This is a genomic window from Pedobacter heparinus DSM 2366 (assembly GCF_000023825.1).
Taxonomy (GTDB): domain Bacteria; phylum Bacteroidota; class Bacteroidia; order Sphingobacteriales; family Sphingobacteriaceae; genus Pedobacter; species Pedobacter heparinus.
The window spans coordinates 1,298,964-1,323,002 of record NC_013061.1 but is presented as its reverse complement, the minus strand read 5'-3'; the positions used below and the strand labels follow the sequence as shown (position 1 = coordinate 1,323,002).

17 protein-coding genes are annotated in these 24,039 nt (G+C 41.5%); 2 read left to right on the top strand and 15 right to left on the bottom strand.

All coding sequences use genetic code 11. The features are described 5' to 3' along the window. Positions 1 to 7 precede the first annotated feature (7 nt). The 12 genes from PHEP_RS05630 to PHEP_RS05580 form a co-directional block, all read right to left on the bottom strand. Positions 8 to 730, bottom strand: coding sequence for a 3-keto-disaccharide hydrolase (locus tag PHEP_RS05630; protein WP_012781292.1), 723 nt, complete (start codon positions 728 to 730; stop codon positions 8 to 10). 55 nt (positions 731 to 785) lie between these two features. Continuing rightward, complete coding sequence (locus PHEP_RS05625) at positions 786 to 1,766, bottom strand: amidohydrolase family protein (protein WP_012781291.1); 981 nt, start codon at positions 1,764 to 1,766, stop codon at positions 786 to 788. Positions 1,767 to 1,797: 31 nt separating this feature from the next. Next, the gene (locus tag PHEP_RS05620) at positions 1,798 to 3,504 is read right to left on the bottom strand and encodes a RagB/SusD family nutrient uptake outer membrane protein (RefSeq protein WP_012781290.1); all 1,707 of its coding nucleotides are present in this window, start codon (positions 3,502 to 3,504) and stop codon (positions 1,798 to 1,800) included. A gap of 10 nt (positions 3,505 to 3,514) precedes the next feature. Next, positions 3,515 to 3,652, bottom strand: coding sequence for a hypothetical protein (locus tag PHEP_RS22160; RefSeq protein ID WP_012781289.1), 138 nt, complete (start codon positions 3,650 to 3,652; stop codon positions 3,515 to 3,517). A 20-nt stretch (positions 3,653 to 3,672) separates the two neighbouring features. Then, positions 3,673 to 6,801: a SusC/RagA family TonB-linked outer membrane protein gene (locus PHEP_RS05615; protein ID WP_036675206.1), complete on the bottom strand. Its 3,129-nt coding sequence runs from the start codon at positions 6,799 to 6,801 to the stop codon at positions 3,673 to 3,675. A gap of 61 nt (positions 6,802 to 6,862) precedes the next feature. Beyond that, positions 6,863 to 8,608 carry a RagB/SusD family nutrient uptake outer membrane protein gene (locus PHEP_RS05610; protein ID WP_162141686.1) on the bottom strand — a complete coding sequence of 582 codons (1,746 nt, stop codon included), beginning with the start codon at positions 8,606 to 8,608 and terminating at the stop codon, positions 6,863 to 6,865. Positions 8,609 to 8,627: 19 nt separating this feature from the next. Continuing rightward, positions 8,628 to 11,489 carry a SusC/RagA family TonB-linked outer membrane protein gene (locus PHEP_RS05605; protein WP_012781286.1) on the bottom strand — a complete coding sequence of 954 codons (2,862 nt, stop codon included), beginning with the start codon at positions 11,487 to 11,489 and terminating at the stop codon, positions 8,628 to 8,630. A gap of 50 nt (positions 11,490 to 11,539) precedes the next feature. Further along, positions 11,540 to 12,583 (bottom strand): hypothetical protein, encoded by a 1,044-nt coding sequence (locus tag PHEP_RS05600; protein ID WP_012781285.1) that lies wholly within the window; start codon positions 12,581 to 12,583, stop codon positions 11,540 to 11,542. A 229-nt stretch (positions 12,584 to 12,812) separates the two neighbouring features. Beyond that, positions 12,813 to 13,397 (bottom strand): RNA polymerase sigma factor, encoded by a 585-nt coding sequence (locus tag PHEP_RS05595; RefSeq protein WP_012781284.1) that lies wholly within the window; start codon positions 13,395 to 13,397, stop codon positions 12,813 to 12,815. Between the two features lie 116 nt (positions 13,398 to 13,513). Beyond that, positions 13,514 to 16,951 carry a SusC/RagA family TonB-linked outer membrane protein gene (locus tag PHEP_RS05590; RefSeq protein WP_012781283.1) on the bottom strand — a complete coding sequence of 1,146 codons (3,438 nt, stop codon included), beginning with the start codon at positions 16,949 to 16,951 and terminating at the stop codon, positions 13,514 to 13,516. Positions 16,952 to 16,969: 18 nt separating this feature from the next. Continuing rightward, positions 16,970 to 18,118: a FecR family protein gene (locus PHEP_RS05585; protein ID WP_012781282.1), complete on the bottom strand. Its 1,149-nt coding sequence runs from the start codon at positions 18,116 to 18,118 to the stop codon at positions 16,970 to 16,972. Positions 18,119 to 18,344: 226 nt separating this feature from the next. Further along, entirely contained in the window at positions 18,345 to 19,547 is a 1,203-nt protein-coding gene (locus PHEP_RS05580; RefSeq protein ID WP_012781280.1) for a hypothetical protein, read from the bottom strand. Between the two features lie 461 nt (positions 19,548 to 20,008). On the opposite strand from PHEP_RS05580, the gene ettA reads away from it, so the two are divergent. Then, the gene (gene ettA, locus PHEP_RS05575; protein WP_012781279.1) at positions 20,009 to 21,685 is read left to right on the top strand and encodes an energy-dependent translational throttle protein EttA; all 1,677 of its coding nucleotides are present in this window, start codon (positions 20,009 to 20,011) and stop codon (positions 21,683 to 21,685) included. 86 nt (positions 21,686 to 21,771) lie between these two features. Here the strand turns inward: ettA and PHEP_RS05570 are convergent, their stop codons facing one another. After that, positions 21,772 to 22,164: a hypothetical protein gene (locus tag PHEP_RS05570; protein WP_012781278.1), complete on the bottom strand. Its 393-nt coding sequence runs from the start codon at positions 22,162 to 22,164 to the stop codon at positions 21,772 to 21,774. 187 nt (positions 22,165 to 22,351) lie between these two features. After that, positions 22,352 to 22,570, bottom strand: a complete 219-nt coding sequence (locus PHEP_RS05565; RefSeq protein ID WP_012781277.1) for a helix-turn-helix domain-containing protein — start codon at positions 22,568 to 22,570, stop codon at positions 22,352 to 22,354. A 309-nt stretch (positions 22,571 to 22,879) separates the two neighbouring features. On the opposite strand from PHEP_RS05565, the gene PHEP_RS05560 reads away from it, so the two are divergent. Then, on the top strand, positions 22,880 to 23,797 hold the full coding sequence (locus PHEP_RS05560; protein ID WP_187290735.1) for an alpha/beta hydrolase: 918 nt from the start codon (positions 22,880 to 22,882) through the stop codon (positions 23,795 to 23,797). Here the strand turns inward: PHEP_RS05560 and PHEP_RS05555 are convergent. Next, entirely contained in the window at positions 23,794 to 24,024 is a 231-nt protein-coding gene (locus PHEP_RS05555; RefSeq protein ID WP_036675618.1) for a hypothetical protein, read from the bottom strand. The genes PHEP_RS05560 and PHEP_RS05555 overlap by 4 nt on opposite strands. Positions 24,025 to 24,039: the final 15 nt, after the last annotated feature.

Below are 24,039 nucleotides of genomic sequence, written 5' to 3'. Positions count from 1 at the left end.
CTTAATGTTATTTTATTTCCCTGATCTTTATATTTTTAAAATAGGCCTTGTTCCCATGATCCTGAAAACCAACAGATCCGGCTTTAGCAATTCCGTAATCAGGATAATCCTTCCACTTTCCTTCTTTCTTTTGTCTATTCCATTCTTCAGTCCAGGCATTAAACTCAACAATCTTCTTTCCGTTTAGCCAATGCTCTACATGGCCCTTATTAAAGATGATTTTGCTTGTATTCCAGGTTCCCGTCGGTTGTAACTTCTTTTTGTCGTTAGGTACATTCATTGCATAATCTGCACCTGTTTTTTGCCATTCTTCCAGTTTTGCAGGAAACCCGGCATCATCAATGATCTGATATTCCGGTGCGGTTTCAGAAGCTCTATGGTATTTTGGTCCTTCTAAAATATGGTAAAAAACACCACTGTTACTTCCTTTATCTACCTTCCATTCCCAGCTCAGTTCAAAGTTTTCAAATTTAAGGTCCGACACAATATCACCAGCACCACTTGGGCCTTTAAACCCATGACACACCATTGCGCCATCTTCAACTGTCCAGTTTTCAATTTGTCCGGTTTTATTAAAAATATGCCAGCCTTTTAAACTTTGCCCATCAAACAAACTTATCCAACTGGTTTTTGCTTGTACCGATTTCTTAATTGGTGGTTTAGGTGTTCCATACACAATAGTTCCTGTTATGTTTAAAACAATTACAAGGAAGCTGATTTTATTTGCCATGATTATAAATTTCGTTAACGTACACGAATATATAAAATAAACGATTAACCAGCGTTTACAATCGCAATAATTTTTTAGCATTGCTAAATAGTATTTTCCTTTCTATCTCCTTTGTTGCTGAAAACCTCCGGATAGCAGCAATGGCCTGGGCGCCTGTACATCCTTCTCCACTACCAAATATATCCGAACAATCACTGCCATAGAGCAGCTTGTCCTGATGCCTTTCTAAAAATCCACGTGCATGGTCTTCATCCCGCGTCATTGCATACAGACCAGAGAAACCGGAAAGATCACCGTATACATTTGAATAATTTCTCAATAACTGATCAGTTAGCCCTCCTGCAACTACTTTACCTTTTGGATAAAGGACATTTTCGTCTTTATGTTCTTTTCCAATATTTGCCCACCAAGTTTGTGAGTGTGCAAGAAAATTTACCTTAGGATATTTTTCCAGCATTTTGTAGAAGCGTTCAAATCCTCTGTTAAACATATTGTATTGCCAGTGCATCAGCACAGGAACATCGTAAGCCTGGGCAAGCTGATAAATCTTTTGCATTCCCGGTGAATCACATTCAACCCCAAATTTCAATTCACCGATCACCGGAGCGCCTAATTTCAGATATTTCTCAATTTCCTGAATAGCACCAGGGAAATCCGGTACCTCATTTGCCCCAAACCTGTATTCTTTTGGATATTGCTGCGCCAGTTTATAGCAAACTTCATTTCCGGTAGCTTTTACCTGCAGACCGTTGGCAACCCCGTAATAGGTAGAACCATAATTTAAAGGTCTCCCCGCAGGCAAAAGTACAGTTGTAGTTATGCCCATCTTTCTTTGATGTGCAATTAACTGCTCCTGAGTACGCCCGCTGAAATCAGTATGCTGATGGATGTCAATGATGGGTTCAGGGTCATCCAGTAATCCTGCACCATTAACCTTTAAAACCGAGCCTGCAAAAAGCAAGCCCGATCCTATTAAAAAATTGCGGCGTGAAAAAGAAGTAAGACCTTTCTCACAAGTAGATTTATTATTTTTCATTTAAAATAATCATATTATAGTAATTGGACTATTACCAGCCCGAATTCTGAACCATCTTAGGGTTCGCCAATACTTCGGATTCGGGTATTGGCATACGATACATCTTAGGATTCCAAAAGCGGGTCTCTATAGTATTAATGTCGTATCTCACCGTAGTGGGTGACGTCCAAACCGGTATCTGCACTTTAATAACTGTCTCCGGAGTAAGTTTCCAACGACGAAAATCCCAGAACCAATGTTCTTCATAACAAAATTCAACACGACGCTCGTGCTGTAACTTTGTTCTGAAAGAAACTTTATCTGTACCTCCTACAATAGGAGGCATACCGCCAGTATACCCCATATATTCTACTTTAGATGTAGCTGTATTTGCTGGATATTGTGCTCTTACACGCACTTCATTCAACGCAGCTCTAGCTGTTTTTGTAGCCCCAGCAATAGGTGGAACAACGTCCGGCCCGTATGCTTCATTCACGGCTTCTGCATAGTTCAACAAAACCTCAGCATACCTAAGGTATGGATAATTCTGATTTGTTTTACCATTTGCGCTTGGATTACGCGCGTCAGTGGTAATATTAAGCGTAAGGTCGCAGAATTTCACGCTATACACAAAGCTATCGTATGGACTTTCCAGCGTATTATGAGCTGGAGATTTAGCAACCCCTGGGGCTACACGACCAAATTCAGCTACCCGGTCCGTATTCGCTAATCTTAACTTAGCCCCATTGTATATATTGTCACGATAAAATCTCGGATCCCGTCTTTTAAACGGATCCTGATCATTATAGCCGGATAATGATGGCGGATCGTCAACAGTATATGCAACACCTCCATTGAGTATTTCATATTGTTTGACCATATTATATGTTACCTGGTTATTTCCACCAATAACATAGGGTGTGCTATTTACAAACAATTTAAACGGAACATGAGTGGCCGTAAAATAGGCCATGGGTTCTTGCATACGGGCAAAAATAATCTCATTATTGGTACGTGTAGTAAACAATGTTGAAATATCCGGATGAAGGCTATATCTATTCAAAGCTATTACATCTTGTGCAGCTTGCGCAGCAAGCTGCCACTTATTTTCATCGTATTTACCGTTTTCATTTGATGCAACAGGGTTTGCCGGATCGTTCCACAAAGGGCTGGCAGCATATAATAACATACGTGCCTTTAAAGCCAGCGCAGCGCCTTTAGTTACTCTGCCTAAGTCAGGATCAGGAGTAGGATCCACAAGTGGTTGTACAGGGAGATCAACTGCAGCCTCATCACAGAGTTTAACAATAAATGCAATCGTTTCATCAAAGGTGCTCCTTGCAACCTCCAGATTCTCTGAAGCATCTATCACCCTTGTGATAATGGGCATCCCACCAAACTGTTTGGCAAGTTCTGCATAAAAAAAGGCCATTATCCATTTAACTTCCGCTTTGCGGATTTTCCGTGTAGCCGCCGTAAACGGAATTGTCGAATCATCTGGGATGTTGTCAACATTTTCCAGATACATATTGCATGCACGGATACCTGCGTAATACTCTCTCCAGTCAGACTGCCAGAACATACCTGTACTACCGGGTGTAAATGAACCTGAATTAAAATCGCGAACATTCAGGCCGCCGGCAGGGTTGTTGGAAGTACCATTTTCTGTCCCGGTTTCCAAAAGTAATTGATTTCTCCAGCGTGATCCTGCATTATCGGTCCGCATTAATACAGGCAATATCTGGCGGTAAATATCCATTAAAAATGCTTCAGAATTCCGGGCATTGCCAAAAAACAATTTCTTTGTTTAATCCTGTGCTGCCCGCCGGGTCCAGGAAATCTTCTGCATCTTTGCAGGCTGTACAAAAAGCAATCAGGATGCTTATGATTAAATATATCTTTTTCATATAATTTCTACTAATTATTACTAAAAAGTAACGTTAAGCCCAAAGGCATAAAATTTATTTTGGGGCGACCATGCTCCGGATCCAAGTCCATTGGCCTCACCCTGACCAGCAACCATCTGACCCGGTATATTGTTTCCAAGATATTCAGGATCGATGTGATATCTCTTTAAATGAGAGAAGGTCAGCAGATTTGAACCACTTACAAACACTCTCAGGTCTGCTATATGAAGCTTTGTGATTAGGGTTTTAGGAAAAGTATACCCAAATTCAGCTGCTTTCAAACGTAAATACTCGCCATTCAGCACATGAAAGGTAGAAAGCTCCCTGGTTTGCGGTGCGCCTCCGAGCATCAATAGGGGATATTTTGCCGTTGCCCGCGTATCCAATCCGCGGGAAGGATCATATACCCAACGATCTTCCTTATGGAACTCCTGAACATTGTATCCATAACCAGCATATTCAAGCCGCATCCCGGCAGTAGGGTTAATGACCACGTTGGATGCACCTTGCCAGAACGTATTCAAATAAAAATTCTTATAATCCATATTCAGGTTAATGCCAAATATCTTCTCCGGAATCTGACCATAACCAGTATATGCCTTATCATCTGAGTCAATTTTACCATCGCCATTCAGATCTTTAAACATCAGTTCGCCGGCCCAAACTTTTGCAACCGGTTTGGGAACAGCATTATTGGTCAAATCCTCTTCACTGTAAAATTTACCCGTCCAGATAAATTGAGGTGCAAGCATGCCAATTTGTTTGCCCGTCTGTTCCTGCCATGGGTATTTTTTCGGCGTTTCAGCCATGTAATCGATGGTATTGCGGACAAAAGTATAATTACCCCCTACTGTAAAACCAAAGCCACCAATATTGTCAGAATAACTAAGCGATAATTCATATCCTTTGTTTGTTGCCTTTCCGGCATTCAATGCAGGAAGCTTTGCTGGTACTAAACCAGAAATCAACGGTATATCGAATCTGTTGATCAGAATATCATCACGCTTTTCCAGAAATACATCTGCTTCAAAGCTGAGACGGCTTTTAAACAATTTTGCCTCCACCCCGATATCTGCCTTGCGGGCAACCTCCCAGGTCACGTTTGGATTTCCCAACGTTCCTTCTAAGATCGGAAGGATTTGAGTAGGCGTAGTTCCCAGGCTATAATAGCCGTTAACTGTAGTAGAGGTACCGGGAGTCTCAGCCGCGAGCGGGTTTCTAAATGAATAGATATACAAGTTGCTGTACCCGAAACCGAGCCTGTCATTCCCTACTTCACCATAGGAGCCCCTGAACTTCAGAAAATCCAGAAACTTAACATTATCCTTTATAAAACTTTCTTCTGAAGCTACCCATCCAAGGGCACCGGAAGGAAAAAATGCATAACGTTTCGATTTACTAAATGCATCAGAACCATTATAGCCTACATTTCCTTCAGCAAGGTATTTATCCTTATAAGCATAGGTAAGCCTGCCTGCCATTCCTTTGAAAATAGTAGGAACAATGAACGAAGCCTCTTTGGTGGTCTGGGTAGCAATGGCCATGGCGGTTATTTTGTGGTTCATGCCAATCGCCTTATCATAGTTCAAGGCAGCTTCAACCTGTTGTATACGGTTGAAATCACTGAAATTACTACCCAGTGTATAGGTTGGAATTCCGGCTCCGGCCGTTAATGTATAGGTCTTGGTAGTTTTATCATACGTCCAGATCTCAGCACTCCTTGAATTTAATGCTTTTGCACTGCCCGATCCAAAGTTCGCAGCAAATAAGCCCCTGAATGAAAGCCCGGGTGTTACAAAATCCAACTTCTGGTTCAGCGTAAAGTTGGATTCCAGACCGCTTTGCAGCCGCTGGGCAAAACCGCCCTCCATATACTCAGCCACAGGGTTACCCGGCAGGTTCAAACCACCATTTGCATAAGTACCGTTAGGGTTGTATACCGGGGCAGTGAGCGGGGCTCTTGCCGTAATATCGCTCCATCCGGGACCAGTTACCCGCTGTCCGCTACTTTCACCTTTTAGTGGGTAATGAAGGTCATTCAACCTGCCATTCAATTTCACACCCAGATCAGTAGTTTTAGTGATCTTAAAATCAAGGTTGGTCCTAAGATTATAACGTCTGTACCTATGCTGTGTATTCTTCTCTTTATTTTCAATGAACGCGCCACCCGACTGGTTATACTCACCGGATAAATAATAGGATACCCGTTCTGTCCCACCGTAAACATTTCCAACGTACTGTTGTTCATAAAACTGGTCTTTCAGCAATACTTCTTTCCAGTCAACATCCGGCCAGCCATAAGGATCATCACCGGTACGGTAATGCTCCAGATCTTCCGCTGAATAAATTTCAGGAAGACCCTGATTTTTACGAGCCTCGTTATTTAACATTGCGAAATCATAGGATCTTAGAAAATTCGGAAAATCCAATACCTTTTGCATCCTGATCTGGCTGGTTATACCGATCTTTGGTGCCCCTATGCTACCTTTTCTGGTCGTGATCAGGATCACGCCATTAGCCCCTCGTACACCGTAAACTGCTGTTGCAGATGCATCTTTCAGCACACTGAACTGCTCAATATCTTCCGGATTTATTCTGGACAAGGAACCTTCCACACCATCGATCAGGACCAGGGCACTTGTATTGTTCATACTGGCTCTTCCGCGTAAATAAATTTGGGCATCATCAGCGTTTCCATTCGAGAATCTATTCTGCACACCCCCCGGTGTTCCATCTCCCATTCTGCTAATTATACCAGGAACACGGCCCCCGAGCGCATTGCTCAAATTTGAAGGTGCTGCTTTTCTAAGTTCCTTCATGTTAATATTGGAAATGGCTCCAATTACACTTGCCTTTTTCTGGGCGCCGTAACCTACCATTATGACTTCATCTAAGGATTTAGAATCTTCTGATAAGCTAACATCTATTTTTGAGCGGCCTTTCGCGTTTACGTTCTGAGAAATATAGCCCAAAAAACTAAAAACAATAACTGAGTTAGGATTAGGCAGGCTAATGGAATATTGGCCTTTTGCATTTGAAACTGCGCCAATTTTGGTGCCTTCAACAAGAATACTGACACCAGGAAGTGAAACTCCATCTTTATCGGTTACAGTACCGCTTAATTGTACATTTTGAGCATATGTGCTCATACAAGCCAAGCTAAAAACTAATAGTATTAAAAATCTCCTCATAATTTTAAGTTTAAAATGATTACCAACCTGGATTTTGAATACCTGGATTTCTGCTGACCTCCTCCCTAGGGAAGGGATAACGATACATGTTTTCGGTAAATACCCGATTTTCTACCACCTCTGGAGTGTATGTAAATGTATAGGGCGGACCGCTACTTCTCACTATTTTCAAACCTGAAACGGGTTTGTTATTCAGTACGGTTACTGCCAGGTTCCATCTTCTTAAATCCAAATGACGGTGTTCTTCAAAAGCAAGCTCGATGCGGCGCTCATGACGGATAGCATCCCGCATTAATGACTGACTGGTTGCAGAAGGGACTGTTTGATTAGCAGTTAAACCTGCACGTGTACGGATCAGTGCAATGGCCTGACGTGCGGTCAATCCGTAGGTAGCCGGATCATCTGGGCCATACGCTTCATTCATAGCTTCCGCATAATTCAACAATGTTTCTCCATATCTAAAAATTGGAAAACAATGCAATGTATTTACTACCGGTGCTATCCAGGTAGCTTTGGTTGAATTGCCCATGAATTTACGTAAGAAGAACCCTGTACGGGTAGGATTTATACCTGTTTTGTCTTTACCACCTTCAAAGGTTTCGACTGTAACGCCCATCCAGGATACGCCATTATATAAAATAGTTTTATCAAAACGTGGGTCCCTGTTGGCAAAAGGAGCATTTGCATGAGTAGGATTACTCCAGTTAAAACGCGTACCGTCTTTCATTTCATAATCATTAACCAGGTCTAAGGTAGGATTAGTTCCACCCCCACCATCTACCAGTTGAGGCAAGCCATTCACTTGTTCTATGGCAGCGTTTGCCGGTTCTATCCTGGAGAGAATGATCTCGTTATTTCCGACAAGCGTAGTGAAAAATGCATCATAACCGGTACCAGCTGTATACAAGCTATATACAGGGGCTGCTCCATTTTTCAGGTTAATAACTGCGGCATTAGCTGCAGCAGCAGCTTGCCACTTCGTAAGCAGATTTCCTGCATTGTTTAGCGGACTCGCCGCATATAATAACAGTCTGCCTTTTAAAGCAAGGGCCGCACCTTTTGTTGCACGGCCAAAATCTCCCGCTGCGTAGGTAATCGGCAATACTGCCACCGCCTCATCGCACAAGCCTGCAATATATTCCACGCATTCATCATATGAACTTTTTGGGATAATCAGATTGCCATCAGCTCTCAGGGCTTCTCTAACGATAGGATAACCTCCAAAACGCTTCAGCAGCTCAAAGTTTAACAAAGCACGGATAAAAATAGCCTGACCATAGTACTCATCACGCTGAGCAGCAGTTATTTGACTTATGGATGAGACCGGTGCTACAATAAGATTGGCATGTATATCATTTGTATAATCATACGTTCTGCGAATGCCTGTATAAATTGTATTTAAGGGGGCATCCCAGTTATTTGAAGATGTAGTTCCCCAATTTCCTGTTCCCCACTTTTCTGCACCAGAATTCGGGGATGCATGTACAGCTTCATCCGTTGCAGCAGCAACCATCGACCCAAGAACATTAGCACCTGGAGTTGGTCCCACATCATCACCCACATCAGCCACCGACCCCAATCGGTTATAACCCTTGGGAAGAAAGGTATAGAGGTTATTTACAAACTGCAATATCCTTGCACTATTAGTATAAATGACATCTTTATTGACAAATTGTGCTGGCTTTGTATCAATTGTTTCATCAGAACAGGATTGAAGCAAGAATGCTCCCGTCAGACATATAATAGAAAATAGTATTTTTTTCATATCCATTAGTATTTGAAGATTAAAATTTCACATTAAGGCCTACACTAAAAGAGCGCAGCAATGGATAGCCTACCGGATTTTCCATTTCCGGATCTTTTAGTTTGACCTCATCCCATAGGAATAAATTATTGCCATTTACAAAAATCCGTGTGCCGGTTATTCCGATCTTTCCTACAAGCCTGGCTGGGAGTGTATACCCCAATTCTGCGTATTTAAGCCTTACAAAAGAGTTATCTTTTACCCAGTATGAACTAACTGCGGTATTATTCGTATTAGTCAGACTTAATCGAGGGTACGTCGCTGATTGCCCCGACCCAGGAGTCCATCTGCCAAGGTGATGCTCCAACGCATTTCCCGTTTGTCCAACAAATGCATAATAAGTACGGCCTGAATTATAGGTTGTACCTCCTTGCGTTCCATGAAAGAACACATTCAAATCAAACCCTTTGTACTGAGCTCCAAGGTTCAATCCGAAGTTACTTTGTGGTATTCTGGCCTTGCCAATAACGGTAATATCGTTCTCATTAATTATTCCATCACCATTCAGATCCTTATACTTCAGATCACCCGGTTTCTGTGTGCCCAGTGATGACTGGCTGGGTAAACTTGCAATGTTGTCGGTTTCGGTATAGAACCGGTCAAAAACATATCCCATTCGGGTTTGTAAAGGATTTCCTATCGTTTGCATCCAAGAATACTGCTTTTCTACCTCACCGTTTTCTATAACTTTATTTTTTGCAAAAGAATAGTTGGCTGTTACAGAATACTGAAAATCTTTGATCTTGTCTGTCCATCCTGCCTGAACCTCAAACCCCTTGTTCTTGAAAATGCCGGAAGGAACCGAAGTAGTACTTCCGCCTCCGTACATCACTGTAATATCACCGGAAATAAGAATATCTTTAGTTTCTTCATTGAAATAATCAAAAGAAGCATTAAACTTATTATTTAACAGGGCTATATCCAATCCTGCATTAGATTTCAGTGTCTTTTCCCAGGTGACCAGAGGATTGGCTATCTGGCTTTGATATACACCAGAACTTGCTGTGGGAGTAGTACCGAAATAAGCACCATATCCTGCCGCAACAGCATAAGAACCGTAATAGCTAAAATTCAAGTCTCCTGGCGCAACGTTTCCGGTTCTTCCGTATGAGCCTCTGATCTTTAAGAAATCAATTAAACTTCCTTTCATGAAAGATTCATCTGAAACAATCCAGCCTGCAGATACCGCAGGAAAAAAGCCATAGCGGTCACCTTCAGGATATTGCTCATTTCCCATATAAGAAGCTGCAATATCCAACAGGTACCTATCTTTAAACCGGTATGATACGCTTCCCTTTGGCCCCTGGTAATTTTTAGTTTGTCTTCCCGAGTTTGCAACATTGCCATCACCAGAATTAGTATCAAATTGCTGCCGTTCATACATCAGCATTGAACTGATATTATGATTGCCAAAAACCCTGTGATAATTCGCTGCTAATGAATGGTCATAGATCCGGTTCCGATTAATATATGCGCCACCTGGTACGATTACAGTAGTTGCTCCAAGTTGAGTATAAGGCGTGGCGGAACCGGCAGGATTTAGTGAATATACTGCAAAATTCTTGGCACGGTTTGTATAAAATGATGATATACTGGAAAAACCGAGTCTGGCTTTGAGCGTCAATCCCTTCAATAAGCTGTTAAAATCATAGTCCAATTCAGCGAATGATGACATCGAAGCTCCGACAATGTTATTATAGCCAGCGTAATTAAGCCCTCCATAAGGGTTATTCTGATAAGTAATATTTCCACCCAATGAACCATCAGCATTTTTCATCGGATAAGCATTAGACGGGGTTGCGTATATTGAATTAAAAAGGTTTTCGTCGAAAAGTGTATTGTAGGCTCCCGGGGCATTACGCTTGTCCCTTTTTGAACGGAGGTCTGCAAATATTTTCAGATTTTTGGTTATTTTCAGATCAACACTAGCCCTTACATTAATAAGATCAAGATTAGAGTTAGTGCTGTATGTATTTATACTTTTATCCGTATTAAAGATACCATCATCCGTGAGATAGCTTGCTGAAAAATAATACTTTGCATTATCCGAACCACCACTTACATTTACATTATTTCGAATTTGCAATGAATGGTCCTTCACCAGTTCATCAGACCAATCCACATTCGGATACAAGTAAGGATTGCTTCCATCTTTGTAAGCCTGTAGTGCTGTAGCATTGTATTTCGGCACAGCAATCGGATTATCATTTAGTTGTGCTTCATTATAAAGCACTGCATAATTATAAGCGTCGAGGAATTTAGGCATTCTGGTTGGTTGCTGAAAGGTCGATTCAACATTATAATTAATCTTTAATTTTCCTACTTTACCCCGCTTAGTGGTTACAAGTATAATGCCTTGTGAAGCGTTCATGCCGTATAAAGCTGTAGCCGCTGCATCCTTCAGTATGGTGATACTTTCAATATCGTTAGGTTCAATCTGGCTTGCATCATCCACCCTGCCGTTAACAATTATCCAGGGTGAATCCGAACCATTTAGATTATGAAAGCCCCGAATCTGGTACGAAATACTCTCAGCTCCAGGAGTAGCTTTACCCTGGATTATTGAAAGACCCGGTAAACGACCTGACAACGCACTTAGCCGGTTAGTACCGGGAATATTACTTAACACATCTCCTGAAATAGAAGAGACGGCACCTGTAATATACCTCTTCGACTTAGATCCGTAAAGAACTTTAATCTCCTGGTCCTGGTTACCAAGTGATAAATTTTTGGTTGAGTCTTGTGAATTCGGCTCCTGTGCGTTGGCATTATAACCAATCATCAGCAGAAACACGCTTCCTGTAAAGACTCGTCTGGTAAATTGAGTAATTATTTTAGTCATATATTTAAGTTTAGTACATTAAAATATTCAGGACGATTGCTTTAAATCCTTTACTGAAAGTATTCTTTAAGCTGGTACTGGTAACCAACAGACCCAGGCTGGTCTTGCTGTTCAATTCCTATAAAACCCCTCATATCACCATTATCGTCAATGATCTGTTGAAAAGCATAGGGATGTAAATTACGGTCATAAGTAGGGAACTCAGCATTTGTAGGCAGACAGGCACGAAAATGATTGTAAACCATGCTTCTACCATTATTATTGCTGGCAAGATGATAAATAATACCCGTTCTGGTTGTGGTGCAACCCGAATTACACACATCCGCAGAGCTTGGCGATAACACATGCAAGGTATTGCCATTGGCTGAAGATGTAAAAGGAGTTAAATTTAATTTGTCAGCTTTCCACGCCCCGGTCACAGTAGTGTCTATAGATATGGTAGTTCCATTTGTAGACCAAACAGCTATCCTAAAGCCTCGATAAAGAATACGGGGCACCTGCGCAACTGTTTTAAAAGTACTCCACGAAGCATTACTGCCATAGCCCCTGCCATGGGTAAGTCCATAATTGGAACTTCTGAGTGATACCTTTGCGCTAAACGCATCAGGGTTGGTCACGTTCCAGCTTTCAGTAACCCCCGCCCAGGGCGCATCCCATGCAATAGAAAGTACGCCGGTGGTAGCATTATAAGTATAGATACCTGTCCGGCCAAAGTACATGCCTGCAGGTGCCATCCATCCGGTAGGCGTGTAAGGATTGGCAGTTTTGCTGATGTTCTCAAAAGTACAGGTATGTGCATTAAACAAGGTTTTCCCTTTTTCATCTGCGGTATTCCAATCCCAATAAGTAGCAGCCACTGTCCCGGCATTGGCATTAAATGTCCAATTGCAAATTCTAACAACGGTTTCGCCGGTAAGATCCATATTGCCCATTACCGCAGAAAAGCGGACTTTGCCTCCTGGCAGGGGCTGTTCCGAAGCCATCATAGCCTCCAGATTGCCTTCTTTTAACTGTGAACCTTCTAAATCGCTGGCTCCAGGTAGCTGGCTCTTACTGCAAGATTGAAATAAGAGCGGAAAAACTAAAAAAATCATTGTGTACCTGAAAGTACAGCAGGTTAAATTTTGTTTCCTCATTGTAGTGGTTATTTTGGTTTAGTTTGTTTGGGGCAATTAAAATCTGCAGTTTATCAACTTAAATTAAACCGTACTGCATGCTGTTCAGTAAACTCAATTTCTCATTAACCCTGCAGACTTATATTGCCTTGTTAATGGTAAAACAGTTGAGACTGTACCCGGTAGTAGAGCGGAAGAAAAAAAATATTTATTTTAAAAAGAATAATATGATGGTTATCCTTGTCAATACGTCCAGTTTCAGTTTAATCATCCTTATTGCGTATCCGATCTGTTTTTTCACCGTTTTATCAGATATCCCCAGTTGGGTTGCAATTTCTTTATGGGATAAGAATTGTTTTCGGCTCAATTCAAAAACCTGGCGCATTTTAACAGGCAGATTCTGAATCTCCTTTTCTACGATCAGCAGCAATTCCTTTTCGTCAATTTGCTCAACAGTCCCATTACCTGCCTCTTCAGCAAACGCAGATAAGGCACTTAAATAATCTCGCCTTACCTTTTTTTGCTGGATCAGGTTAATGATCTTATTTCTTGCAGTGATATACAGATAACCAGAAAGGTTGCTGTTAAAGGGAAGATTGGTTCCTTTGGTCCATAAAGTAGCAAAAAGTTCCTGTGCCAGGTCCTTTGCATCATCTTCATCGCCCAGCATCTTCAAAGCATGAAAATACATCACTTTCCAGTACCTGTTATAAATTTCAGCAAAAGCCTGCTGGTCCCCTGATTTTAGACAATCAAGCAGTTCCTGGTCAGTGTATGATTTGACGGTCCGCATGGAGGTTTAGTTGAAAACGAATATACCAAAGGAATATTTAATAAACAACAATTGTTTACGTCACCGAAACATAAAACAAAGATAAAAGTTATAGACTGTCTAAAACTTTTATCTTGTTAAAAAGTAACGTTAAGCCCAAAGGCATAAAATTTATTTTGGGGCGACCAAGCTCCGGATCCAAGTCCATTGGCCTCACCCTGACCAGCAACCATCTGACCCGGTATATTGTTTCCAAGATATTCAGGATCGATGTGATATCTCTTTAAATGAGAGAAAGTCAGCAGATTTGAACCACTTACAAACACTCTCAGGTCTGCTATATGAAGCTTTGTGATTAGGGTTTTAGGAAAAGTATACCCAAATTCAGCTGCTTTCAAACGTAAATACTCGCCATTCAGCACATGAAAGGTAGAAAGCTCCCTGGTTTGCGGTGCGCCTCCGAGCATCAATAGGGGATATTTTGCCGTTGCCCGCGTATCCAATCCGCGGGAAGGATCATATACCCAACGATCTTCTTTATGGAACTCCTGAACATTGTATCCATAACCAGCATATTCAAGCCGCATCCCGGCAGTAGGGTTAATGACCACGTTGGATGCACCTTGCCAGAACGTATTCAAATAAAAATTCTTGTAATCCATATTCAGGTTAATGCCAAATATCTTCTCCGGAATCTGACCATAACCAGTATATGCCTTATCATCTGAGTCAATTTTACCATCGCCATTCAGATCTTTAAACATCAGTTCGCCGGCCCAAACTTTTGCAACCGGTTTGGGAACAGCATTATTGGTCAAATCCTCTTCACTGTAAAATTTACCCGTCCAGATAAATTGAGGTGCAAGCATGCCAATTTGTTTGCCCGTCTGTTCCTGCCATGGGTATTTCTTCGGCGTTTCAGCCATGTAATCGATGGTATTGCGGACAAAAGTATAATTACCCCCTACTGTAAAACCAAAGCCACCAATATTGTCAGAATAACTAAGCGATAATTCATATCCTTTGTTTGTTGCCTTTCCGGCATTCAATGCAGGAAGCTTTGCTGGTACTAAACCAGAAATCAACGGTATATCGAATCTGTTGATCAGAATATCATTACGCTTTTCCAGAAATACATCTGCTTCAAAGCTGAGACGGCTTTTAAACAATTTTGCCTCCACCCCGATATCTGCCTTGCGGGCAACCTCCCAGGTCACGTTTGGATTTCCCAACGTTCCTTCTAAGATCGGAAGGATTTGATTAGGTGTAGTTCCCAGGCTATAATAGCCGTTAACTGTAGTAGAGGTACCGGGAGTCTCAGCCGCGAGCGGGTTTCTAAATGAATAGATATACAAGTTGCTGTATCCGAAACCGAGCCTGTCATTCCCTACTTCACCATAGGAGCCCCTGAACTTCAGAAAATCCAGAAACTTAACATTATCCTTTATAAAACTTTCTTCTGAAGCTACCCATCCAAGGGCACCGGAAGGAAAAAATGCATAACGTTTCGATTTACTAAATGCATCAGAACCATTATAGCCTACATTTCCTTCAGCAAGGTATTTATCCTTATAAGCATAGGTAAGCCTGCCTGCCATTCCTTTGAAAATAGTAGGAACAATGAACGAAGCCTCTTTGGTGGTCTGGGTAGCAATGCCCATGGCGGTTATTTTGTGGTTCATGCCAATCGCCTTATCATAGTTCAAGGCAGCTTCAACCTGTTGTATACGGTTGAAATCACTGAAATTACTACCCAGTGTATAGGTTGGAATTCCAGCCCCAAACATTAATGTATAGGTCTTGGTAATTTTATCATACGCCCAGATCTCAGCACTCCTTGAATTTAATGCTTTTGCACTGCCCGATCCAAAGTTCGCAGCAAATAAGCCCCTGAATGAAAGCCCGGGTGTTACAAAATCCAACTTCTGGTTCAGCGTAAAGTTGGATTCCAGACCGCTTTGCAGCCGCTGGGCAAAACCGCCCTCCATATACTCAGCCACAGGGTTACCCGGCAGGTCCGAACCACCATTTGCATAAGTACCGTTAGGATTGTATACCGGGGCAGTGAGCGGGGCTCTTGCCGTAATATCGCTCCATCCGGGACCAGTTACCCGCTGTCCGCTACTTTCACCTTTTAGTGGGTAATGAAGGTCATTCAACCTGCCATTCAATTTCACACCCAGATCAGTAGTTTTAGTGATCTTAAAATCAAAGTTGGTCCTAAGATTATAACGTCTGTACCTATACTGTGTATTCTTCTCTTTATTTTCAATGAACGCGCCACCCGACTGGTTATACTCACCGGATAAATAATAGGATACCCGTTCTGTCCCACCGTAAACATTTCCAACGTACTGTTGTTCATAAAACTGGTCTTTCAGCAATACTTCTTTCCAGTCAACATCCGGCCAGCCATAAGGATCATCACCGGTACGGTAATGCTCCAGATCTTCCGCTGAATAAATTTCAGGAAGACCCTGATTTTTACGAGCCTCGTTATTTAACATTGCGAAATCATAGGATCTTAGAAAATTCGGAAAATCCAATACCTTTTGCATCCTGATCTGGCTGGTTATACCGATCTTTGGTGCCCCTATGCTACCTTTTCTGGTCGTGATCAGGATCACGCCATTAGCCCCTCGTACACCGTAAACTGCTGTTGCAGATGCATCTTTCAGCACACTGAACTGCTCAATATCTTCCGGATTTATTCTGGACAAGGAACCTTCCACACCATCGATCAGGACCAGGGCACTTGTATTGTTCATACTGGCTCTTCCGCGTAAATAAATTTGGGCATCATCAGCGTTTCCATTCGAGAATCTATTCTGCACACCCCCTGGTGTTCCATCTCCCATTCTGCTAATTATACCAGGAACACGGCCCCCGAGCGCATTGCTCAAATTTGATGGTGCTGCTTTTCTAAGTTCCTTCATGTTAATATTGGAAATGGCTCCTACCACATTGGCTCTTTTCTGAATACCATAACCCACCACCTGGATTTCTGCAAAAGCAGCCGCATCCTCCGTCAGGCTCACCTCCATTCTGGCCAGTCCGTTAAGTCTTACTTTTTTTGTCACAAAACCCACATACGAAAAAATCAGCATCACTTTCGCATCCGGAACCTGGAGGGTAAATGTACCGTCTAAACCGGCAATTGTGCCAATGCTGCTGTGCTCCACCCTTATCGTTGCGCCAGGCAGGGCCGCACCTTTATCATCACTCACCGTTCCCTGTAATTGGATCTCCGATCCGGCAGCAGCTGTTTCAGGCAATACGACAATGTCATCCTCTTTTTTAAGCAGGATATTGTTTTCAACGATCTTAAAGGTATAAGGCAGGTTTTTGAAGCATTCCTTCAGCGTTACCTCAATCGGCGCATTTTTTACCTGTATATCAATCTTTATCCTGGTCAGCTCTTTATCTGTATACAAAAACACATAACCCGTTTGCTTTTCAATCGTCTGAAATATTTTTCCCAGTGCTGCATTTTTCTGGTTCAGCGTAATCTGACCGTATCCTTTGATACTGATATGAATAAAAGCTATGGTTATCAATAACGTTATTAATTTCATAACCAGGGAGAGGATATTTTAGTTAATCACTATGGTCTTTTTACCTTTATGAAATCTAGAATCTATTATTTTATAATCAATCTTAAAATAGCTCAACATTTCAAGCACCTTCGATATATTTACATTTCTATGCATTTTTCCGGAAAATGCAGTTTCAGAATCAGTTCCTTTATATTCCACATCTACATCATACCATCTTGAAATCTGTCGCATCACCGTTTTCACATCAGCATCTTTAAAGTAAAAATAGCCATTTTTCCAGGCAATGGCCTCTTCAACATCAACATTGGCCACATTGATCATACCCTTTGCCGTTACAGCCTGCTGTCCTGGCATAATTGTACTTGCATTTTTACCTGCAAAAACCTTAACTCTGCCTTCCAGCAAAGTAGTATTTACGGACACTTCATCTGCGTAGGCCATCACATTAAAATGAGTACCCAATACCCGCACATTGGTTTCTCCGGCCTTTACAATAAAAGGGCTAGCTGCATTTGCTTTTACTTCAAAATAAGCTTCCCCTGTAATCTCCACATTTCTTTCTTTATTCGCAAATGACGTAGGAAACTTTATAGATGAAACGGCGTTTAGCCAAACGCCGGTACCATCCGGAAGAATGACATGATATTGCCCACCTTTTGGTGTGCTCACTGTATTGTAGGTAACGGCAGTTTTAGTACCAGGTCCATTTTTCATCACATCATACTTCAACTGGCCATTGTCTGTTTTACTTACCGATGTATTGCCCTCACTAGCAAGTATGCCTTTTTTTGCCTGGTCTAAAATAATAGTCGAACCATCAGCCAGCGTCAGTACTGCTTTATCACCGCCGGGCATCACATCAGTAATCGTTTGCTGTTTATCTAAAGGTGCCGGGCTAAACTTTGAAATATAAAAGTAGAAGCCTGCAGCCATTAAAATGAACACTGCAGCAGCAGAACTGATCCAGATTCTTAATGGCGATTTCCGGGCTGGCTCAGCTAAACCAGCCTGCTTCAAAACACCATCCCATATTTCATTTTTTGCCCCAATTACATCTTTAACTTCCGGTAATTGCTGCAAATCTGACTCTTTAGCATACCATCGTTCTACAATTGCTCTTTCTTCCGGAGTACATAAATTTGCTGTATACCTGTCAAATAACTCCTGCGCTTCTTTCCTATTCATTAATCATTAAGTCGTGTAGTAATAAATAACAGTTAACATGTGCCCAGGTAGTAGATGGTTTTAAAATAAATTCGGAACAATATACGAATTGTATTTACGTTTACGTCGCCGGTACGAAATTCATAACCAATATGAATTCCCATAAGCATTGCTATCTTTGCTTACTAAGAAATCCAGACACTACAAGTCTCTGGATTTTTATTGCAAGATGAATATTGCTAAACAATCAGGGGATGTTATTAAAATCCCACAAATGAAATTGATAAGCTGGATTACCACTATCTCCTGTCACTGGATTTTGAGCTTCAATACCTACTAAAGCTACAAGATCCCCATTGTCATCGATGATCTGCATAAGTGCAGAAGGATGAAGATTTCTTGGATAACAAGGGAATTCAGAAGCGGTAGACAAGCAGGCACAGTTGTTAGTATAAGCCAATTGTCTAGAGTCATTATTGCTAGATAAATGATATATAATACCGGTTGCTCCGGGATGAGGAGTTGAACTGCAGGCAGACGGTGTACATGCAGTTGAACCCATATCCCAAACATGCAAGCTGTTTGTTGGAGTTGGTGAGGAAGGACTAGTAAATGATTGAAGATTAAGAGAAGTTTTAGCCCATCCATTGAATCCTGTTCCAGCTGTTATAACAGGCGTTGCTGTTCCTGTAGCACCGCTTGCCGCTACCCTTTTACTGGTAGTACTTTTAAAGGTTGGAATAGTAAGGGCCTGAGCAAAGGTGTAAATTTCACCCATATTTTTATAAGTACTCCATGAAGCATTGCTTCCATAGCCACGACCATGGGTAAGTGTGTAACTGGATGTTATTAGCGAAGCCCTTGCAATGGTTGGTGTTGGGTTGGTTATTGTCCAACTCTCAGTTGCTATAGCGCCAGTAGTCCAGGAAATATCCAGACGGCCGGTGGCTACATCATATACGTATGTACCTGACCAGCTTCTATATGGATTTACACTTCCTCCAACAATCCAGCCGGTCGGCGACCACGTGGGGCAGGTTTTGGTCACTCCATCAAAAGTGCACCTATGAGAATTAAAAGCTGTTTTACCAAATTTAACGTCGCTTTGCCAGTTATACAACGTTGCATTTACAGTACCTGCTGACGCATTAAACTCAAGATTCACTATTCGTTCCCATGTATAACCGTTTGTATCAAAGTTGCCATTTACCCAGGTAAACCTTGCTTTACCACCAGGCAACGGTTGAGCGGAAGCAATTTCAGCTACCTTTCCGGAAACGTCAGATGGGATTAGGTCTCTATGTGATTCTTTGTCTTGCTCACAGGAAGACAGGGATAAAACAACTACTGTTAAGCACATCACAACTAAACTGAATACAGAAGAAGAAGATCTGCGAGGCTGAATATCTACTTTGCGATAAGCATATGATTTTAAAATTAGTTTTTTCATTTGGTTTATATTAATCTATTTAATTGTTTCTTATCCATTATTGATCTGCATCATAAATGAAGCATGCAATACTTCTCAAAAAGTAATAAAGTGGTTTGCTATGGTTATTGGTAAGTCCATTACCGTACCCTACTTGCCTTGTCATATCCTGGATGGCCAGGTGATAAATAATCTCCTCTATACGCGTACTTGTACACCCATTTTGGCAAGCAAAAGTTAGCAGCAACAGTATTTGCTCTATACCCGTCAAATGACCCTTGCGCTTCTTTCCTATTCATTAATCTTAAGCTATGTATTAATAAAACAGTTAATCTACTACCCTGGTAGTAGGTGGTTTTAAAATAGATTTGAAACCAGCACGCGAATTGTATTAACGTTTACGTTGCCGGCAGTAAAATCATAAGCAATATGAGTTTCCATTACCTTTGCTATCTTTGCCTTAATTACACGAAATACCTAGCATGGACGAAAAGATTATATTTTCGATGGCAGGGGTAAATAAGATTTACCCACCACAGAAACAAGTTTTAAAGAACATTTATCTTTCCTTTTTTTACGGCGCCAAAATTGGCGTAATCGGCTTAAACGGATCCGGTAAATCTTCTCTTTTAAAAATTATAGCCGGGTTGGATAAATCCTTCCAGGGAGAAGTTGTTTTCTCTCCAGGTTATACCGTTGGCTATCTGGCCCAGGAACCAGAACTGGATGAAAATAAAACCGTAAGGGAGGTTGTAGAAGAAGGCGTTGCCGAAATAACAGCTATCCTGAAAGAATATGAGGAAGTCAATGAAGCATTCGGCTTAGAGGAAAATTATTCCGATCCCGATAAGATGGATAAATTAATGGCCCGCCAGGGTGAACTGCAAGATAAAATAGATGCAGTGAACGCCTGGGAGTTAGATGCCAAACTGGAACGTGCCATGGACGCATTACGCTGCCCGGACCCTGAAACCAAAATTGCGGTATTATCAGGAGGTGAACGCCGCCGTGTGGCCATGTGCCGCCTGCTGCTCCAGGAACCGGATGTATTGTTACTGGATGAGCCTACCAACCACCTGGATGCAGAAAGCATCGACTGGCTGGAACAATTCCTGAAAAATTATAAAGGAACTGTTATTGCAGTAACACACGACAGGTACTTCCTGGATAATGTTGCCGGATGGATCCTTGAGCTCGACAGAGGCGAAGGCATTCCCTGGAAAGGAAATTACTCTTCCTGGTTAGACCAAAAAGCCAAGCGCCTGGCCCAGGAAGAAAAAACAGAAAGCAAACGCCAGAAAACGCTGGAACGTGAACTGGAATGGGTACGTATGGCGCCAAAAGCCAGACATGCAAAGTCTAAGGCCCGTTTATCCAATTACGACAAGCTGGCTTCAGAAGACTCCAAAGAAAGGGAAGACAAACTGGAACTCTTTATCCCTGCAGGTCCAAGACTAGGTAACGTCGTAATCGAAGCCAATAATGTAACCAAAGCCTATGGCGATAAGATCTTGTTTGAAAACCTGAGCTTTTCTTTGCCTCCTGCAGGTATCGTAGGTATCATTGGTCCAAATGGTGCCGGTAAAACTACCTTATTCAGATTAATTACCGAACAGGAAACTCCCGATAGCGGCACTTTCCGCGTGGGTGAAACAGTTGCATTGGGCTATGTAGACCAGATGCACAACGATCTTGACCCCAATAAAACTGTTTATGAGAACATCACAGACGGACTTGATAATATCCAGTTGGGCAACAAAGCGGTAAACGGCAGAGCTTACGTATCCAAGTTCAATTTCAATGGTGGCGACCAACAGAAAAAAGTAGGAATATTATCCGGTGGAGAGCGTAACCGCGTACACCTGGCCATTACCTTAAAAAGGGGGGCAAATGTATTACTGTTGGATGAGCCTACCAATGATATCGATGTAAATACATTACGTTCGCTGGAAGAAGCACTGGAAAACTTTGGTGGCTGTGCAGTAGTAATTAGTCACGACCGCTGGTTCTTAGACCGTATCTGTACACACATTCTCGCTTTTGAGGGTGAATCACAGGTTTACTTTTTTGAAGGAAACTACAGCGATTATGAGGAGAACCGCAAGAAACGTCTGGGCGATGTAACCCCACATCGCATCAGGTATAAAAAACTGGTATAATACCATACCATTACTATTAAAAAGGGCTTGCCAATTAAATTTAGCAAGCCCTTTTTGATCCTTATGTCTTTAGTTTTTTTAAAGCATCAGTCCATTTTCAAATGAATCCCCTCTCCTTTTATCAATTTGTTCAGCAAACGAATCAGATCATTCAGGCTATACCTTAACAAGGTATAAACATTTAACCTAAAAATAGCAGTATCTGTCATTTCCGGTTTGTTTTTAAGCAGTTCTTTAATTTTGATCTGATTTTTCAGTCTTCTGGCTTCTGCCAGATGAAATGACAGAAAATAAGAAAGGCCAATTGGCTTTTCGGCCCATATTTGGGTAACGGCTTCCTGTATTCTGATAAATTCACACTCCAAAAATACGAGCTGCTCATTATCAATCTCAAATATTAAATCCCTTTGCATGTCAATCAACAACACGCCAATACGTACAAGGTGATTTTCGACAACAGGGCTGTTTTGGTTACTCATTTTTTTTGTTTGGCACTAATATAACATCCTTTTTCATCTGTTTTTTTATTGTTATTTCAATTGTGATGAAGCTATTGTGATCTTATAATTTTATACTATTTGGTTCATTTTTCTGCCTCTTTTTTCATCATTTTTCTGACAAATGATTAATAATAGAATAATCATCAAGGAATTGGATAACGCTTAACTATCCTTCCCCTACATTCAGCAGTTCATCATAGCTTATCCCATACAACCTTGCAACCTTATTTAACATACTTTCCGTAGGATAAATAAAATCAGTTTCAATTTTATTGTACGTCCCTGCCGCAGTCTTCAGCAGCGCAGCCGTTTCTTCTACGGAAGTGCCTGCCTGCTCCCTTAACATTCTGAACTTTTCGCCCAGGGTTAGTTTCATAAAATCCATAATGCGCAGTATTTGATTATTGCTCTAATTACCCAGGTTCTTACCCAGGCTGTGCAAAGGTACTTAAAATTTTAAGTATATTATATGGCATTTTTTACAAATCATTCTTTAACCTTCAACATTTTTATAACTGTAATAAATTTATATTTGAAATATGAGTTTTGCATAAACATGAACCAACCAACTATAAATACCTCAAAACCTGCAAAAAGGCGTGGACTTAAAATACTGAGTTGGTTCTTCAGCGTTTTGTGTCTTTTGTTATTACTAACTTATATTGCTTTCCAGATAAGTCCCTGGCCTTCCGCTATGCTAATCCGTTACGCTTTTAACAAAGGGGGTAAGGCAACAAATCTTGCACTTGATCGCTTTACGCCCAAAAACATTTCCCAGGAACTCAATATCCCTTATGCAGATATAAATAATAAGGAGACCAGGTTAGATCTTTATTTCCCCCCTAAAGATGAACACCAGGGCAATCCCGCCCCCCTTATTATATGGATACACGGAGGCGCATGGCTGGCCGGCAGTAAAAATGATGTAGGTAACTATTGTAAAATACTGGCAGGACAAAAATACATTGTAGCGGCGGTGGATTACTCCCTGGCACCTGGAAGTACCTATCCAACTCAATTGTTCCAGGTAAACCAGGCACTCGCATTTCTGAAAAAAAATGCCGGAAAATTTAACATTGACACTTCAAAATTCATATTGGCAGGAGATTCCGGTGGTGCCCAGATGGCCGCACAAATGGCCGGAACAATCAGTGATCAGGATTATGCCAAAGCAATAAAAATTAAACCCTCGTTAAATAGAAATCAACTTGCTGCTGTATTGTTGTATTGTGGCGCTTACGACATCAGTCAAGTAAATTTAAAGGGAAGCTCAGGCTGGTTTTTAAAATCAGTGTTATGGTCGTTTACTGGAGATAAGCACTTCATGAACAATCCGGCTTTTAACGCCATTTCCATCACTGGAAAAGTAACTCCGGCATTCCCGCCTACGTTTATTTCTGTAGGCAATAATGATCCTTTAGCCGCTCATTCCTATGCCTTGGCCTCAAGGCTCAACAATCTTGGTGTAAAAGTAGATAGCTTGTTTTTTGCTAACGACCATCAACCGGCATTACCACATGAGTACCAGTTTAACCTTGAGGGAAAAGATGGGCAGCTCGCGCTGAAAAAGTCATTACAGTTTTTAGCGAAATATGTCAATACCCCAAACTAAACCTTCCTGTACTTAAAGCTAAAACTCCCATGCTCCTGATAAGTGTATGTCCTTCTAATCTTACTGTAAACTATAGGGGCATCCAGCTGCACCCTCATAAAATTCAGCGTGTCAAACAAAGCACGTCTCGAAATGTTCAAATGTTCGGCTAAACAGTCAGGACTGCCCGTTGCTTTCTGCCTGATTAAGGCGTCAATGGTAATTACCCGATTTAAATCTACTTTCATAGCATTCATATTAAG

What these genes read in the sequence shown, in the direction of transcription:
- PHEP_RS05630 (WP_012781292.1), bottom strand. Translation starts at nt 730, where the DNA reads ATGGCAAATAAAATCAGCTTCCTTGTAATTGTTTTAAACATAACAGGA.
- PHEP_RS05625 (WP_012781291.1), bottom strand. Translation starts at nt 1,766, where the DNA reads ATGAAAAATAATAAATCTACTTGTGAGAAAGGTCTTACTTCTTTTTCA.
- PHEP_RS05620 (WP_012781290.1), bottom strand. Translation starts at nt 3,504, where the DNA reads ATGGATATTTACCGCCAGATATTGCCTGTATTAATGCGGACCGATAAT.
- PHEP_RS22160 (WP_012781289.1), bottom strand. Translation starts at nt 3,652, where the DNA reads ATGAAAAAGATATATTTAATCATAAGCATCCTGATTGCTTTTTGTACA.
- PHEP_RS05615 (WP_036675206.1), bottom strand. Translation starts at nt 6,801, where the DNA reads ATGAGCACATATGCTCAAAATGTACAATTAAGCGGTACTGTAACCGAT.
- PHEP_RS05610 (WP_162141686.1), bottom strand. Translation starts at nt 8,608, where the DNA reads ATGAAAAAAATACTATTTTCTATTATATGTCTGACGGGAGCATTCTTG.
- PHEP_RS05605 (WP_012781286.1), bottom strand. Translation starts at nt 11,489, where the DNA reads ATGACTAAAATAATTACTCAATTTACCAGACGAGTCTTTACAGGAAGC.
- PHEP_RS05600 (WP_012781285.1), bottom strand. Translation starts at nt 12,583, where the DNA reads ATGATTTTTTTAGTTTTTCCGCTCTTATTTCAATCTTGCAGTAAGAGC.
- PHEP_RS05595 (WP_012781284.1), bottom strand. Translation starts at nt 13,397, where the DNA reads ATGCGGACCGTCAAATCATACACTGACCAGGAACTGCTTGATTGTCTA.
- PHEP_RS05590 (WP_012781283.1), bottom strand. Translation starts at nt 16,951, where the DNA reads ATGAAATTAATAACGTTATTGATAACCATAGCTTTTATTCATATCAGT.
- PHEP_RS05585 (WP_012781282.1), bottom strand. Translation starts at nt 18,118, where the DNA reads ATGAATAGGAAAGAAGCGCAGGAGTTATTTGACAGGTATACAGCAAAT.
- PHEP_RS05580 (WP_012781280.1), bottom strand. Translation starts at nt 19,547, where the DNA reads ATGAAAAAACTAATTTTAAAATCATATGCTTATCGCAAAGTAGATATT.
- ettA (WP_012781279.1), top strand. Translation starts at nt 20,009, where the DNA reads ATGGACGAAAAGATTATATTTTCGATGGCAGGGGTAAATAAGATTTAC.
- PHEP_RS05570 (WP_012781278.1), bottom strand. Translation starts at nt 22,164, where the DNA reads ATGAGTAACCAAAACAGCCCTGTTGTCGAAAATCACCTTGTACGTATT.
- PHEP_RS05565 (WP_012781277.1), bottom strand. Translation starts at nt 22,570, where the DNA reads ATGGATTTTATGAAACTAACCCTGGGCGAAAAGTTCAGAATGTTAAGG.
- PHEP_RS05560 (WP_187290735.1), top strand. Translation starts at nt 22,880, where the DNA reads ATGCTAATCCGTTACGCTTTTAACAAAGGGGGTAAGGCAACAAATCTT.
- PHEP_RS05555 (WP_036675618.1), bottom strand. Translation starts at nt 24,024, where the DNA reads ATGAAAGTAGATTTAAATCGGGTAATTACCATTGACGCCTTAATCAGG.